Origin of the sequence: Pseudomonas triclosanedens, from assembly GCF_026686735.1 — a bacterium.
Taxonomy (GTDB): Bacteria; Pseudomonadota; Gammaproteobacteria; order Pseudomonadales; family Pseudomonadaceae; genus Pseudomonas; species Pseudomonas triclosanedens.
The window spans coordinates 3,656,787-3,670,816 of record NZ_CP113432.1 but is presented as its reverse complement, the minus strand read 5'-3'; the positions used below and the strand labels follow the sequence as shown (position 1 = coordinate 3,670,816).

The 14,030-nt window shown below is 58.3% G+C and carries 17 protein-coding genes and 1 tRNA gene; 6 read left to right on the top strand and 12 right to left on the bottom strand.

Annotated features, from left to right (window positions below):
* Nucleotides 1-44: 44 nt before the first annotated feature.
* Nucleotides 45-710, bottom strand: a complete 666-nt coding sequence (locus OU419_RS17010; protein WP_254473612.1) for a Bax inhibitor-1/YccA family protein — start codon at nucleotides 708-710, stop codon at nucleotides 45-47.
* A 135-nt stretch (nucleotides 711-845) separates the two neighbouring features.
* Here OU419_RS17010 and OU419_RS17005 point away from each other — a divergent pair.
* Nucleotides 846-933: transfer RNA gene (locus tag OU419_RS17005), tRNA-Ser, on the top strand.
* Between the two features lie 120 nt (nucleotides 934-1,053).
* Here the strand turns inward: OU419_RS17005 and OU419_RS17000 are convergent.
* Complete coding sequence (locus tag OU419_RS17000; RefSeq protein ID WP_254473613.1) at nucleotides 1,054-2,133, bottom strand: tyrosine-type recombinase/integrase; 1,080 nt, start codon at nucleotides 2,131-2,133, stop codon at nucleotides 1,054-1,056.
* Nucleotides 2,134-2,135: 2 nt separating this feature from the next.
* Nucleotides 2,136-2,372, bottom strand: a complete 237-nt coding sequence (locus OU419_RS16995; protein WP_254473621.1) for a DUF4224 domain-containing protein — start codon at nucleotides 2,370-2,372, stop codon at nucleotides 2,136-2,138.
* 972 nt (nucleotides 2,373-3,344) lie between these two features.
* Between OU419_RS16995 and OU419_RS16990 the strand changes: the two genes are divergently transcribed.
* Entirely contained in the window at nucleotides 3,345-3,800 is a 456-nt protein-coding gene (locus OU419_RS16990) for a hypothetical protein (protein ID WP_254473623.1), read from the top strand.
* A gap of 110 nt (nucleotides 3,801-3,910) precedes the next feature.
* On the opposite strand, the gene OU419_RS16985 is transcribed toward OU419_RS16990, so the two are convergent.
* Nucleotides 3,911-4,369: a DUF1937 family protein gene (locus tag OU419_RS16985; protein ID WP_254473625.1), complete on the bottom strand. Its 459-nt coding sequence runs from the start codon at nucleotides 4,367-4,369 to the stop codon at nucleotides 3,911-3,913.
* Between the two features lie 446 nt (nucleotides 4,370-4,815).
* Nucleotides 4,816-5,412 (bottom strand): hypothetical protein, encoded by a 597-nt coding sequence (locus OU419_RS16980; protein ID WP_254473627.1) that lies wholly within the window; start codon nucleotides 5,410-5,412, stop codon nucleotides 4,816-4,818.
* A gap of 82 nt (nucleotides 5,413-5,494) precedes the next feature.
* On the opposite strand from OU419_RS16980, the gene OU419_RS16975 reads away from it, so the two are divergent.
* Together OU419_RS16975 and OU419_RS16970 are read left to right on the top strand one after the other, a co-directional pair.
* A complete protein-coding gene (locus OU419_RS16975; RefSeq protein WP_254473636.1) occupies nucleotides 5,495-5,707 on the top strand; it encodes a hypothetical protein in 213 nt (70 codons plus the stop codon).
* An 86-nt stretch (nucleotides 5,708-5,793) separates the two neighbouring features.
* On the top strand, nucleotides 5,794-6,123 hold the full coding sequence (locus tag OU419_RS16970) for a hypothetical protein (protein ID WP_254473638.1): 330 nt from the start codon (nucleotides 5,794-5,796) through the stop codon (nucleotides 6,121-6,123).
* On the opposite strand, the gene OU419_RS16965 is transcribed toward OU419_RS16970, so the two are convergent.
* Nucleotides 6,113-7,921 carry a DNA cytosine methyltransferase gene (locus tag OU419_RS16965; RefSeq protein WP_254473640.1) on the bottom strand — a complete coding sequence of 603 codons (1,809 nt, stop codon included), beginning with the start codon at nucleotides 7,919-7,921 and terminating at the stop codon, nucleotides 6,113-6,115. The two genes, OU419_RS16970 and OU419_RS16965, sit on opposite strands and share 11 nt — an antisense overlap.
* Nucleotides 7,918-8,799: a DNA adenine methylase gene (locus OU419_RS16960; RefSeq protein ID WP_254473642.1), complete on the bottom strand. Its 882-nt coding sequence runs from the start codon at nucleotides 8,797-8,799 to the stop codon at nucleotides 7,918-7,920. The genes OU419_RS16965 and OU419_RS16960 overlap by 4 nt, the downstream gene beginning before the upstream one ends.
* Nucleotides 8,800-8,896: 97 nt before the next feature.
* Between OU419_RS16960 and OU419_RS16955 the strand changes: the two genes are divergently transcribed.
* Nucleotides 8,897-9,118, top strand: a complete 222-nt coding sequence (locus OU419_RS16955) for a hypothetical protein (RefSeq protein ID WP_254473644.1) — start codon at nucleotides 8,897-8,899, stop codon at nucleotides 9,116-9,118.
* Nucleotides 9,119-9,125: 7 nt separating this feature from the next.
* Here OU419_RS16955 and OU419_RS16950 read toward each other — a convergent pair whose 3' ends face one another.
* The 3 genes from OU419_RS16950 to OU419_RS16940 form a co-directional block, all read right to left on the bottom strand.
* Nucleotides 9,126-9,449, bottom strand: a complete 324-nt coding sequence (locus OU419_RS16950) for a hypothetical protein (RefSeq protein WP_254473646.1) — start codon at nucleotides 9,447-9,449, stop codon at nucleotides 9,126-9,128.
* Nucleotides 9,446-9,706 carry a hypothetical protein gene (locus OU419_RS16945; protein ID WP_254473649.1) on the bottom strand — a complete coding sequence of 87 codons (261 nt, stop codon included), beginning with the start codon at nucleotides 9,704-9,706 and terminating at the stop codon, nucleotides 9,446-9,448. Before OU419_RS16945 ends, OU419_RS16950 begins: the two co-directional genes overlap by 4 nt.
* Nucleotides 9,707-10,441: 735 nt before the next feature.
* Nucleotides 10,442-10,708 (bottom strand): hypothetical protein, encoded by a 267-nt coding sequence (locus OU419_RS16940; RefSeq protein WP_254473651.1) that lies wholly within the window; start codon nucleotides 10,706-10,708, stop codon nucleotides 10,442-10,444.
* 351 nt (nucleotides 10,709-11,059) lie between these two features.
* Here OU419_RS16940 and OU419_RS16935 point away from each other — a divergent pair, with 351 nt between their 5' ends.
* Complete coding sequence (locus tag OU419_RS16935; RefSeq protein WP_254473653.1) at nucleotides 11,060-11,398, top strand: DUF1654 domain-containing protein; 339 nt, start codon at nucleotides 11,060-11,062, stop codon at nucleotides 11,396-11,398.
* Nucleotides 11,399-11,515: 117 nt separating this feature from the next.
* On the opposite strand, the gene OU419_RS16930 is transcribed toward OU419_RS16935, so the two are convergent.
* Nucleotides 11,516-11,941 carry a hypothetical protein gene (locus tag OU419_RS16930; RefSeq protein WP_254473655.1) on the bottom strand — a complete coding sequence of 142 codons (426 nt, stop codon included), beginning with the start codon at nucleotides 11,939-11,941 and terminating at the stop codon, nucleotides 11,516-11,518.
* A gap of 76 nt (nucleotides 11,942-12,017) precedes the next feature.
* The gene (locus OU419_RS16925) at nucleotides 12,018-14,009 is read right to left on the bottom strand and encodes an ATP-binding protein (RefSeq protein ID WP_254473656.1); all 1,992 of its coding nucleotides are present in this window, start codon (nucleotides 14,007-14,009) and stop codon (nucleotides 12,018-12,020) included.
* Between the last annotated feature and the right edge of the window lie 21 nt (nucleotides 14,010-14,030).

Below are 14,030 nucleotides of genomic sequence, written 5' to 3'. Positions count from 1 at the left end.
AAAAAAGCCCGTCGAGACGGGCTTTTTCCTCGATGCTGTGACGATCAGTCGTCGCTGCCCATGATGCCGAAAATCTGCAGCAGGCTGATGAACAGGTTGTAGATCGACACATACAGGCTGATGGTCGCCATGATGTAGTTGCGTTCGCCGCCGTGGATGATCGCGCTGGTCTGGAACAGGATCATCGCGGAGGAGAACAGTACGAAGCCGGCGCTGATGGCCAGTTGCAGGCCGCTGATCTGGAAGAACAGCGAAACCAGCACGGCGCCCAACAGGACGAAGAAGCCGGCAGTGATGAAGCCGGACAGGAAGCTCATGTCCTTGCGGGTGGTCAGCACATAGGCGGACAGGCCGAAGAACACCAGGGCAGTCATGAAGAAGGCGGAGGAAATGATGCTCGCGCCATTGGCCATGCCCAGATACAGGTTGAGGATCGGGCCGAGGGTGTAACCCATGAACCCGGTGAGCGCAAAGGTGCTGACCAGGCCCCAGGCACTGTTGCGCAGCTTCACGGTGAGGAAGAATAGGCCGTAGAAGCCCAGCAGCACAACGAAGATGCTTGGGTAGGGCAGGCGCATCTGCTGCGAGGCGAAGGCCACCAGGCCACTGAATGCCAGGGTCAGTGCGAGCAGCCCGTAGGTGTTGCGCAGGACGCCGCTGACCTCTTTCTGCTCCACTGCTGTGGAGTCGAGATATTGCCGTTCTTGCATGTCGAGACACTCCTGTTTAAGCGGGATACGGGTCCATGACCGTAGTGCTGTTCATCATAACAGAGGCAAAACGCTCTCGAATCACCAGAGTTTGACAGTGTGTTGCGATCCGGTACTATTGCGCCCCGCTGACGCGGAAGTGTGGCCGAGTGGTTTAAGGCAACGGTCTTGAAAACCGTCGAGTGTAACAGCTCCGTGAGTTCGAATCTCACCGCTTCCGCCATATTGAATACGCTGAAAGCCCCGTACTGCGGGGCTTTCGCGTTTCTGGCGTTTGAGTATTCGAGAAGCTGTTAGGAGATTGCATTTCCGTAATCGGCTCGGAGATTTCCGTAATGACCCCCTATCGGGTCGGGTCAACTACTTCGCCGACGCGTCGGTACACCGTTTCGGTGATACGTTTGTCGGTATGACCGAGCAGCTTCGACGCGCGCCCCAGGTCGTCAATTTCAGACGCGGCCTTGGGGCGGATGTCGCGGAATTGAAACTGCCGAATTGCCGCGGCCAGCGTCTCGTCCAGATTCTCCAGCGCCACCTTGGCTGCCGCCAGCCGTGCTTCATCGAACCGAATTCGCAGCATCGAGGCGGTGAGCCGCCGCCCATCAGGTGTGGTGACCAGGTAGGGGCCAACAACGTTACGGTCCTTACGTTGCTGAAGCAGACGGTCAATCAGGATGCCGAGATCGGTCTTGCCGGCCGCGTTGACCAGGCGGATACGCAGCTTCTTCGACGTTTTTCCCTGGGAGACGCTGAGAAAGTCGCCGTCGATATCCGGCGCGCGGGCGATTAACACATCGCTCGGTCGCTGAGCGGTCAGGTAGGCAAGGTCCATTGCATCGCGCAGCTCGATGCAGGCCTGGGCGTAAACGGCATTCCAGACCTCGTCGCGGGCGTAGAAGTCGCGGGGCGTTTCCTTGTTCTTCCGGACGCCCTTGCAGGGGTTCTCAATCGTGGTGATCCCCCACTCCCTGGCGATGTTGTAGATGTGGGACAGCAGGGTGATTTCACGATTCGCCCGGACTTTTGCGGTGCGCTTGTCGCGGTACTGGGCAATGGTTTGCGGTGTGACCGCCTCGATTGGTGCAGCGGAGAAGGCTTTCCGGATCTGCCGGAGTGACAGCAGGTTGTCCTTCTGGGTGCGTGGCGCCTTGGTCGGGACAATCTCCGCCTCATAGCGATCGAACACCTCACCCAGCAGCTTCGTAGACTTAGGCAGGGTAGTCCGTTCCAGCCTGGCCCACTCCGCCTTCGCCTCATCCAGATCACTGCCGAGCGGGATTTCCCGCTGCTTGGGCTTCCCGTCGCCTTCCTTGGTCGTCTGGTTGTAGAAGTAGCCGACCCAGACCTTTCCGGATTTCAACTTACGCACCCGGCGAATCATTCTGGGCGGCAAATCCCTGTTTCCAGGTCCCTTGGGGCGCATCTTTAGCTCACCTTCGACAAGTCCAGGGTCCACGGTTGCTCCGTGGCATTGATGCCATTCGGCTTGACGCCGGCGAGCTTCAGCCGGGCATAGATGCGGCCAACAATCGGCTTGCTCGCTGCATTCAGTTCGTATTTCCAGCCGTGATCCGCAAGCCAGCGAATCTGCTTCCTGGCCGAAGGGGCGCCGATCATGGCGGTCAGCTCCTCGCTCGAGAGGAACTCGGATGGGGTTTCCATTGGCAATACCTCATCGCGCCGGCGCTGGCCGGCGGGGTTGGGAAAGTTCGGTTGGTTGTATCGAGACTGGCGCCGCTATGGGTAATATCGGCGGCGATTGGGAAATGGAACGGAGAGGCTTCAAATGGAACTTGGAACGATGTTCGCAGTTGGGTGTGGTGTTCTCATCGTTGGATGGGCCATTTGGGACCAAGCCACAAAGCCACCTCCGGAACAGCCGACTATTAAGAGGCGACCAACTGATCGACCGAGTACAAGTTCGAGCGCTGACTACCAGTCTCGGCCGAAAACAAAGCCCTTGACACGTAGTTCAAGTGATCCCGCGCCTAAGAAGAGCTCTTACCGCCCAGAGCGTGATCCGTCGACTGAGCTCACAGGGTTCACCCTACGGCACATAAAGATAGGATCGGCCTATACCAAGCACCGATGCGCTAGCTGTGTTTATTGGACGGGCCCTCGAGTGCCTCATCCTGTAAGTCCGGACTTGTATGTAAAGCCTGATGCTCGAGGTAAATGTGTGCACAAACATCCAGGATCGCCCTACGGCATAACTAAGTACGACCAAGGCCAGTATTGCCGGGATTACCACGACATGGGGCTGTAGGAAGCGAAGCCCCCATGCTTCGCCAACTCCTTCAACAACTGACGAGGCTTTGGCCGGCTTCTACTCGAAAAAGAAACCGTCCAAGGCAAAGGCCAAGCCTCAAGAGAAGTCAGGGAAGAAGCGCAAGAAGAAACCGCGGCCTTGGTTTGTCGATGGGAGCTTCGAGAACGGCAAGCAGCGTTAGTGGCCGAGCTGGCACAGTTCGGGTAGGTTCGGATGGCCCGGTGCGAAGGATTTCAGCCATCAGGGATGGCCTGCCAAGTGCCTCGACTCAGTCCAATACTTCCCTGTAGTGGCCTTCTGCCCCTAGAATCCGCCATCATCGCACCACAACATGATGGCGCTAGCCTAAGGGATAAGGGAGTCGTATGGGTGTAGTAACGCTTGAGGGCGTGATCGAGGAAGTTGGCGGCGGGCACAACGTTGACGGTGAGGCGAACCACTATGAGTTCATCAAGATTGGTGGAAAGCGTATTCGTAGCGTTTCGTGCGACAACTACCTCGGATCGTTCCTAAGGGTTGGCAAGAACGTTCGGCTCTCACTGGCCAAGGGAATGTTCACAGGGCACTACTTGTACGCGGTCCAGCTTGTAGAAGATGGAGAGGTTTTGGTTACGAGCAAGGCCAAGATTTTTGCCGGATGGTTTGTGTATGCCTTTATTTGGGGGTGTGTGCTTGTCATTCCTGCCGCCATTTACGGCGGTTACTCCAGTAATGGCATCGGTGCGGGACTCCTCTGGGCATTCGGTAGCACTTTCCTCGCCTACATGGGAGTGCGTGATGGCTTGAAGGCGCGAAAGGTGTTCGGGGTAGGACTGGCCTAAACCGTCCGCACCTGCCTGGTTAGGTAGATGAAGACGCCACCCGATGGTGGCCGCGTCGTAGTTCTCAGGTTGATGTTTCAAGGTAGGCGCCTATGAACTGCGACGCCGCTTCAATGTTGATGGCGTTTCCGTAGGCGCGCAGGCGTCCCACTCGGGCGGGAGCTCCATGAGCCCGCGGGAATGTGCCGGGTTCGACTGGCCTCCATTGCCTTCCGCCACTGGATGAACGTCTCCGCCCGGGGCACCAGGTCGGCGGCTCGGTAAATCGGCAACCGCATTTCCTCGGCCCGCGCGATTTCTACCAGCGTGCCCTCGGAGCGCTGCCATCCCGGTGCCAGGACCACCGCGTCGCAACGCTCCATCAGCGCCATCGTGCCGCGCAGCCAGAACTCGTCGCCCAGTTTCGGCAAGTCCTGCTCCATGTTGGCGGTGTTCATGTGCGGGATGATCGGGAACCAGCCCAGGGTGCAGACGTAGGCGCCCAAGCGGCCGGCGGACTCGATGTTGCGGGCAATAGCTGCCCGATCCGGCGCCCGGTAAGGGCCGGCGACGTAGATGATGGGGTGCATGTGGTGTCCTTGCGCCTGCTGGCGCGGAACTAGTTGAGGGTGTGGGGTCTACTGAGACGGTCTGCCCGCCCCGTCGGCATCGGGCGATGCTTCATCGGCGGGGTGGGTATGCCTGAATTGCGGCTATCAGCGCCGTTCGTCGCTATTCGTGGTGCAAGTTGCCCAAATGCGACTTGAGTCGGGTGGAAGTCCACCTGCGGATCCATACAATCGCCGCGACCAAGTTCTCGCGGTGTTTGCAATGCCCCAGATCAAAAGGCTGAATGAATTACGCTCTGCCACAGAGCTAAGCCTGTCTCGGCGGCTCACCGAAACTGAAGAGAAGGCCCTGCGCGAGTTCATCTTTGGAGGCGGTGCCATTGGTGCAGCTCCATCATCCCCGGCAGATTCGTCGTGCGCCCGCCAGGCCTTGCTGCGTAGGTGACGACCACCTCAGTTGCGGAGGGTCAGGCGGCTTGCTGAGCCCGGAAGGCGTTCCAGGCTTCCTGATCTGCCTGGGCGATGTACCAATTCAGCTGGCCGTCGCCTTCATCCCGGACTGAGCCGCCGTACTTGCCGCCGGGGAACGTGTACTCCGCGCTCTGTGTGATGCGCGGCCAGCCGATGCTCCATTTCGTGAAGGTCAGGTACGGGCGCTCCTGCAGGGCCTTTGCCTTGAAGGCTTCACCTTTCGCATTGGCATTGGCGATGTCCTGCTCATGGGTATCCTTGCAGCCCTGGTCGCAGTAGGCGTGCTGCCCGTCGTAGACGAGCTCCCTGCAGTTGCCGTCGTCATCCTCGGCGTCTTCATAGAGCCGGGTTTCGCAGTGGTTGCAGAACAACCACCAGCCGTTGTCGTGGTAGGCCTTGGCGGGAATGAAACGCTGGCCAGCGAACTCATCTGCCCACGGCGCGCGACGGCAGAACTGGACTTCCTCGAACTCCAGGTTCAATTCGTTGCCGCCCTGCCGGCGCCCCGCGGCGCCACTGGTGGCGAAGACGATCACATGCTCGCCTTCGGAGCCTTCGCCTACGTGGTAGGCCTTCAGCGGTTTTTCAGACATGACTTCGTCCTCGCGCCGTAGTGGCGCTAGTAAATGTTGGGGGTATGCTGGGGCTCCGGTGATGAGGAGAGTCGGCATGGGCATGAGTCGGGCGAATCAGCAGCTACGGAGAGAGCTGCTGGACATTGCGCACATGGGTGAGGAAGCTGCCCACGTGATCTGGCAGGTGGTGAAGACGCTGCCGGAGGAGCAGGTTGAAGTGCTGATGCAGGCGGTGGGCCTGGTGCACGAGTGCGTCGACAAGGCGAATGCCCTGGCAAACAAGGTCAAGGCCGGTGAGGTCGTTGCGACCTGATGCCGTAGTGGCGCAATGGCATGGAGTGGGGTAGGTTGTGTTGACCTCAACAGCGCAAGGATGGCGCCCTTAACCGAAGGTGTCAGATGGACAAGCACGACAAGAGCAAGGCTGGCGAGATTCCGGCCGCAATAAAAATCACCGGACCTGCCAGGGATATTCATTTCACCGACTGCGGGTTCAGTTCTGATCTGCGAATCGCGGAAATCGAGGGAAATGAGTACGGAGCCCCAGAGCAGGTGCGCTTCACCGGCATCCGGCAGATCCCTACAGAGCCAGCACCTGTTACCGTTCCGGCAGAGCAGAAGAAGCCCTGGTACCGCGAAACATCCATTCAGGTGATCGCCACAGTAATCGGTGGCGTTATCCTCATTGCTATCACATGGGCGCTGAAGCACTACGGCGTCAATATCTGATCAGCTGCTCCAGAAGCCTCCGCCCAATCCACCGCACCACGGGAATAGCCTTGCTGTTCCCGATGGCCTTGTAGCGCGGCCCGTCTGGGCATTCCTCCGCCGGCTTCCCGCGCCAGGGGATCAGTGTGTAGTCGTCGGGGAAGCCCTGGAGGCGCTCGCACTCGCGTGGGGTGAGGCGACGCACTGCTGATGCTACCTGCACCGCTTGCACCTCCGCCCGCGCCTCCAGGGTGTAGGCGTGATCGGCCTGAACGCCGACGCCATCGGGACCGCTTGCCGGGTTGGTGCGCAATGCGCCGGCCTGGATTGCATGGGCGACGATTGGCTGTCCTCGTCCAGTTCCATCCTCGCTGGCGTCGAAGCCTTCCGCCTTCAAGGTGTGGGTGATCTCGCCGGTAATGCAGATTGCAACCTGCCCTCCGGCATTGGCATGGCTGCCGCCGTGGCCCATTGCTCGAAGGGTTGGCGCAATCTCGCCAGCGTCCGCTCCGTGGTCTTTGCAACTGAACGCAATTGGTGCGGCGCTGGAGGCGGGAAGGGTGTGGCAAATGCCTGGTTGTGGCCGGCTGCGATTTGACGCGCTGGTGATCTGGTTCGGATCGAAAACAGCATTCTCCTGACCGTGGTTCCTGCCCAGCGCGTGAGCGCAGTCGCTGGCCACATCAGGATCCTGCGTTCCATGCACCACCAGCAGGCCGGACTCGGCGTCCTGCTGGGTGGCGCTGCCGGCGGCCTTTCCGTTCGCCTGGAGCGTTCCGGCTACGATGTAGGTGTCGCTATCTGCGCGAAGACTGGCATTGTGCTGGGCGCGCAGGGTGGCCGCTGTCATAGGGATATCGTCCAGGCTATATCCGCCAGATTTTCTGGCACCTCCGGCCAGGGTTGGCGCAACACAGAACGTCTCAGATGCGAAGTCATTCCGGGCGCCGTGCGCGGTCAGGGCGCCGGCCTGGAACAGTGACCGGCTCTGATTCTCGCCACCGAAGGCAGGGACGCCGGCCAGCACCTCGACTGCCGGTCCTTCGTCACCCTCGCAGTTCGGGCAGCCCCAGGCTCCCAGATTCATTCCGAAGAGGTAGCCGCAGCCGCACTGGAGCGAAGGGCCGAAAGGAGCGTGTCCGGCAACGTCTTGCCCCTCGCCTCGGCGCGGCGGATGATCCCGGCGCACGCCTTCGCGCTCAAAAAGTACCGCGGCGGGATCGAATCCTGCTCGAGCACTTGCGACAACGAACACACGGCGGCGTCGTTGGGCCAGGCCGAAATATTGGGCATCCAGAACCCGCCATGCGACTGTTCGCCGGGGTCCATACACACAACCAGCGTCCTTCCATTTTCCCCCTGGCGGCTGAAGTTCTTCGGATTCGCCCACCAGGGCGCCGAGGAAGCAGCCGAACGCGTTGCCCTTGTCGGAGAGGACTCCGGGGACGTTTTCCCAGAGGCATGCCGCTGCTGGCTCGCCTCGCTGGGTTCGAACATGGTCAATTGCATCGAGCAGCTCCACGTATTTTATGGTGAGGGCGCCGCGCGGATCGGCCAGCCCTTCGCGCATGCCGGCGACGCTGAATGCCTGGCAGGGTGTTCCTCCTACCATCACCTCCGGGGCGGGGATTTTTCCGGCCAGAACCTGACGTGCGAGCATTGTCATGTCGCCCAGGTTCTGGATGTCTGGCCAACGGTGGGCGAGAACGGCACAGGGGAATGGTTCGATCTCGGCGAACCAATCGGCGCGAAATCCCAGCGGATGCCAGGCCACGCTCGCGGCCTCGATGCCGCTGCATACCGATCCGTAGCTGATCATGCTGCGGGCTCCTTGGTGTCGTTGAAGATGTCGTACTCGCCGAAGTCGAGACCCATCTGGCTAAGCGCCCGCATGCAGGCCGGGTTCAGCCAGAGGCATTCCTGGCGAACGGCCGTTCCGCGGGCGGCGCTGATGCGCGCGTTGGTGGTGTTCATCGACCAGCCATCGAGCCGGCGCTGGTAGATCTCGCTGGAGTAGCCGGAGAGCACGACCATTCCTTCTAGCTCGAGCAATTCGTCGAGGAGATCGCGGTGCTGGCCGTCGTCCATTTCGTGCCGGTAGTACTGCCGGCTGCTGGCGCTCGCGTGCCTGGTGGCGAATACGTAGGGTGGATCGACGTAGTGCAGGGTTTCCGGCCCGTCGTGCGCCTTCATGACCTCGATCGCCGGGCGGTTTTCGATCAGTACGCCCTGCAGGCGCTGGCCAATCTCTGCCACCTGCTCCGGGTACTCCTGCCATAGAGCCTGGGCTGTGCCGTATTGGCGCTTGGTGTCGATGCGGAAGCCGGTGCGTCCCTTGGTGGCGCCGGCCGAGCCAAAGCCCATCTGTGCGCGGATGATCGTGCGGCGTGCCTGCTCCACCGGGTCCGCCGTCGGCTCCCATGCACGATCGAACTCGCCACGGGCATACGGTGTGAGGACGAGTTGGCGGGTCAGTTGCTCGCGTGTCTCCTCGAGCTGGAGCACGCGGAAGAGATTCACGATGTCGCCGTCCAGGTCGTTATAGACCTTGGCGTAGGCTCGCTCCTTCTGCATCAGCACGCCGGCGGCGCCGCCGAACGATTCGACGTAGCAGGTGTGCGGCGGGAAGTGGCTGATCACCCAAGGCGCAAGCCTGAACTTCCCCCCGTGGTAGCGGATCACGGGTGACTGAATCATGGTTTCTCCAGGTAGAGCGCCGCCGCGCCGAAGCTGGCGAGATCGGCCTGTATGGTTTATTGCTGAGGGATCAAGTCGGAGCACAAAGGAGCGCGCCATGCTGCCGAACAGATCAAGCGAGGAATTGCGGGTAACGCTGGATGAGCTTTCGTTTCAGCAGGAGGCGGCTGCGCTGGTGCTTGAGGGCGCAGTGCTTGAGCTACCGTCTCGGATGGGCGGAAACGTATCGGAGGTGGTAGACCTGCTGCGTCGTCAGGCTGCGACACTTCGCTCGCTGTCCGCGCGGGTGACTGCTGGGGACATCGAGGCGCACCGCTGACAGTGGTTCACAGCTCCTGTTGATCGAGGAGCGCTGCCTCTTTCCGTCCGAGTCGTTCGAGCTGGCGCTCCACGAATTCAGACGGTGTGAAATCGTGGCGCGGAATGGCGAGAAGAGGGGCTGAGCCGTCTGGCCCGAGGTCATGCGCGTGCATGATGAGGAGCTGAATTGCCTCGGCTTGCTCCTCGATGCCGTGCCAGCGCATCAGGTTTTCCAGCATGGTGCGGGTGCCACGGCGTAACCGGTGTCGCAGCTCGGTTTCGTCCAGGCGCCGGCGCTTCGCCGCGGCTGCCGCCGAGCGCTCTGCCTGGGTCTTCGCTGGCTTCCTCATCCCTCGGCCCCGATGTCATCCCGCGCGCGGATGGTCAGTTGCTTGGCGTATGCGATGGCCTCGCCGTGGGAGCGACGGAACCCGAGCACCTTGTCCGTGGAAGTCTCAATGACGTGGTAGAAACCACGGCTCACCGCCTTCACCTGGTAGGCCGGTCGCTCGATGGTAAAGCGGCGGCGCTCCTCGAAGGCCATGCGCGCGGCAGCGGTCTGCAGGAGGAGCGATGGCAGTTCCTGGCGGATGATCAACTGTTGCATGGCGAGTTCCTCTTTCTGGGTGGCTTCCTTTGGGCAGCACTCGATCACGCGGCTGTGCGCCGGTGGGCGCCGCGGTGAGTACTCTTGGAATGAAGCAAGTGGGGGGGCTGGTGCTCTACACTGGCGGCATTAATTAATGCCGGAGGCGAACATGGAATGTCGAAGCGATACCAGGAGGCCAAGGCAGCTTTTGTGGCAAGTGTTTGCGAGTATCAAAGCCGCTGTAATGTTTACCTTGATTAGCCCGATCGTTGCCGCCCTGCTTCTTTTGGTGCAAGCACCGACCCACGAGCTCAGTACCAGGTACTTGACTGCGTTAGGGGGAGGGATATTTTTTGTGATGTTGATCGGAGGCCATATAGCGTTTCCATCGAGCTTTGCAGCTGGTTTTCTGTACCCGATCTGCCTTCGATTTTTTGGCCAGCACCACGTAGCCCCTCTGGGAGTTCGACTTTTAGCTGGCTCCTCGCTAGGTTTCACTACAACAGCTATCGTCAGCGCTCTTGTGGCGCGTAATTATCCGTCGTTGTCCATTTGCTTGATTGGAGCTCTTGCTTGTGGCGTAACAGCCGCTTTGCTGCGGCGACTGGTTGACGAGTAGGTTGAACTTGGAGTTCTGAGAAGGTGAAAGGCCGGAGTAATCCGGCCTTTCGGTGCTCACAAACGCCGCCGTATGTGAGTGCGTTTCGCGGCGCGCCCAGCGGTGCTACTGGGCTACCAGGGATGTTGGCTATTTCATGGCTGCATCCTCCGTCCGTTTTCCCGCGGGATGGCGCGGGCGCCTTCTGTCCATTCCTCGCCGGCGCGCTGGGCGGCATCGAGGCTTTCGAAGTTGTCGGTGTCGGGGGTTAGTCCGCAGCCTGGCTGCCAGCGGCTCAGCACATGCAGCGCCTTGGCGTAGCTGCTGACGGTGGCCCACCGCTGGGCGCCGGGAGTTCCGAGACGGCTGACGTTCGGGAAGGGTTGCTCCCAGGCCTGGGCGTTGGCGCTGGCTCCTTGCATGGTCATCTCCTGGTAGTCATCCCAAAGCGCCCGATTACTCAGGCGCTTCAGTGATGCTTTCCCGTCGGCGCCACTGCTGGTGGCTCCGACCTTCACACCTGCATACCGGGTCATTCGCTCGGTTTGGCTTTCGCCGCGCTCCACCCTTCAGCCCCTCAGTTGGCCTCTGGATGGGTGCGCCGGTCGCCGGTAGCGGCAGGTGCTGTATTCGTCATTGGGTGCGTTGTTAAAGAGCGAAGCCGTACAAGCGGGCTTGCATTTATAAAAGCATGCTTGTCTTTTAAATGCAAGCATGCTTGCTTTATTTGGAATTACTGTATGTGCATACAGTATCTGCAAGGAGCTACGGAAATGACAAAACAAGCGGTCTCGGCATCCACGGGTAGCGGCCTCCATGAGCTGGACAGGCTGCGCCTTCGGATTTCGGCGATGGTGGGAAGCCCGAAGGCTCAGGCCGATCGGCGCGCGGTGATATGGCGCCTGGACAGCGACACTGACGAGGCGTGGACCCAGGTGATGGATGAGCTGGCGGAGACGGATGGCCTGACGGTGACCAAGCTCGAGGACGGGACGGCGGTGCTGGAGTGGCAGCCAGCCGAAGAGGAAGGCGAGGGCGCCCAGGCAGAAGGGGAGGAGCTACCGACCGACTTCAAGGTGCAACACCTGCACGATCAGCCAGCGCCGTTCTGAAGGTACAAAATAAAAAGGCCGCATCGATCGATACGGCCTTTTGCCAGGTGGCCGCTGCTCTCCGAGCCACACGGCAAGAGGAAACTTACCAAAGACAGTACTGAATTCAAGCCTCGGTCAGGTACCCGAGGCGAATTCACCCGCCGCCCATTTCTGCTCGAATTCTCGCTTTGCCCGGCTCTTGTATTCTAGGCATTCGACCATCTGCTGGTCAGTTCGCCAGTTATTGCAGCCCCTGGGCTCTTGGTAATACTTCTCCCATGCAGCGTCGTGCTGGCGCTGCGACTCGTCAGCAGCCTTCATGACCTGGGCATCGTACTCGTCGACTGGTGCCGGCGACGGGGCCGGTCGGAACTGCTGTTGCTGCTGGCGCGTTGCCTGCTGCTGGATTTTTTCCAATGCCGCCTGAGTGCGCTCCATCTGGCGCGCGGCGAAGTAGTCGATCGCAGCAACGCGTGCGTAGTACATCACCAGGCCGGTGATGATCACGCTGATGAGGCCGAGGGACCAAGACTGGAAAGATTGGGAGCGGCGTCGTGCCATGAGGATGCTCCGTGCAGTAATGGCGTGCGAGTTTTAATCAGAAGACTTAGCTAATCCTCAAAGGGTGATCCAGTTATTAAGCAGTTTGCTTCTGGAGGTTTTCAATTAACTCTTCCCTGCTTTCCTTTTCCAATGAATCACGCTGCATTTGCAGTGTGTTCAGCAAGAAGTTATTCGCGATCCCGAACTCCTCGGTGATGGTTTTCCAAGTCTTTACATATCTTTTAATAGTGCCGCTGCCGATAAGTCCGGGTTCGTTTTTGTCGGCAAGGTCTAAAAGCCGGCTGTTTATTTCGTAATCCGCGTCGGAGATCTTTCTCCCAACGAGGACGATCTCATATTTTGTATTGATGCCGTTGAAGTCAGGATGCCTATTGAGGATCGCGGCGTACTCATCCACTTGGCGGAGATGAGTTTTGTTCAGCGCAATGCTGGGGCGCTTGATTTCAATGATCACACACTTGAAAAAAGGTTTGTTGAGCGAGTCGTATTGCATTGTCCTGCGCACGAGGAAAAGGTCAACTTGCCGGTTCGCCCCTTCTAAGCTTGCGCCGTCCTCTACGTCTTCCGCGTTAAGTTCGTTGATGCCGGTAACTCGTTCTCTCAAGCGTTCAGCGACCTTGGTGAAAGTATCTTCCTCTGCGCCGATGCTTTCATATTGATTGCCGAAAAGCCATGTATTGGCCTCGATGATGCCTTGGAGATCGGGTGTCTCCAAAGTTTCTTTAAAGTGATTTCGCATTATCTCGGAAATGCGAGCAATCGCCATTTCTCTCTTCTGAAGAGTTTCGATGGTCTTTATAATGTTGTTTAGCTTTGCCTTCTTGATTTGGTCTGAAAAAATTTGCATGGCATTTTGGTCCAGGTCTAATACGCTTTCAAGGACGTCAAGCAATGCATCATTTTCATTGGAAACAGCAATTCTGTCCAATAATCTAATTATTATCTTTCGCTGTCTCTTATTGCTATTCTTAAATAATTTTGGGTCGGAAATTATTATGGTTCTAACAATGCTCTTGAGATGGCTTAGACGCCACTCTGAGTATGCCGCGCTCAGTTCCTTGTAGTCAGGGAAGTCGCCTTGTTCAACAAATTCTTCAATTTGTTCGTCGGCTTGAGTTATTAGGAACTCCCTGTAGTGCTCTTGAGCAAAATCAACGATGCTCTTTGAAACCTGTTTCCATGTTTTCGTGGTGGTCAGTGTTTGCAGTTCTTGTGAAAGCGCTTGATCAGAAGAGTAGGCGTCGAACCACGACGATGAGATGAATAGACTAGTGTAGTAGCCTGGCTTATGATTCAGGCTGCTCGGCATGTGGAAGATAACATTGCCGTTGCTATCTAGTAGATAGTTGTAGGATTTTTCTGATTGCAGCTTTTGAGCCCAGTGGAGTAGCTCAATTTTAAATTCTTCGTTGTCAATTTTTATTGTCCTTTCCACCCGGGTATGAGCAGGCGGGACAACAGGCCGGCCGTCAACTTGTATGCGCTTTCCTGAATTGAGTGCAAGGTGCCAGCCGAATTCCAGGCTCAGTTGGGAGAGGAGGGAGTCTGTTTCGGCGATTGGCCTAAAGAAATTTAGGAGTTCAACACAGGTGCCAGAACCTTGCGTAGACAATAGTGCGTGTTGCTGGGCTGAAGGGATCGTAGTGCCTTTAATGTCGCGAAGATGAGAGCTTTCTACCTCAATGTATGCGTCTTGATTTTCGAACTTTGTGAACCAAATTGCCCGATTGCATATCTTGTGGAATGCTAAGCGTCCTCGGCCTTTCGATCCATGCATCGAATGGGATTTTCGCTTAAGCGAGTCATTGAATCGCCGAAAGTTATCTAGCGGGCGTGTAAAGTCAATGCCGTCACCATTGTCCAGTACAGATATGGATTCCACTCCGCCCATATCATTTCGGCGAACAGTTACAGAAACTTCGGTTGCATTTGCATCCAGCCCGTTCCAAATAAGTTCAGCAAGAGGCTGCCAAGCTTCCAATTCCTTTTTGAAATGGTTCTTGATACCTTCATCTGTGATGGTGTTGCTGCCTGAAAAATCAACTGCTTTGAAGTTCTGGTTCACGACTCATCCTTGTAATGGATT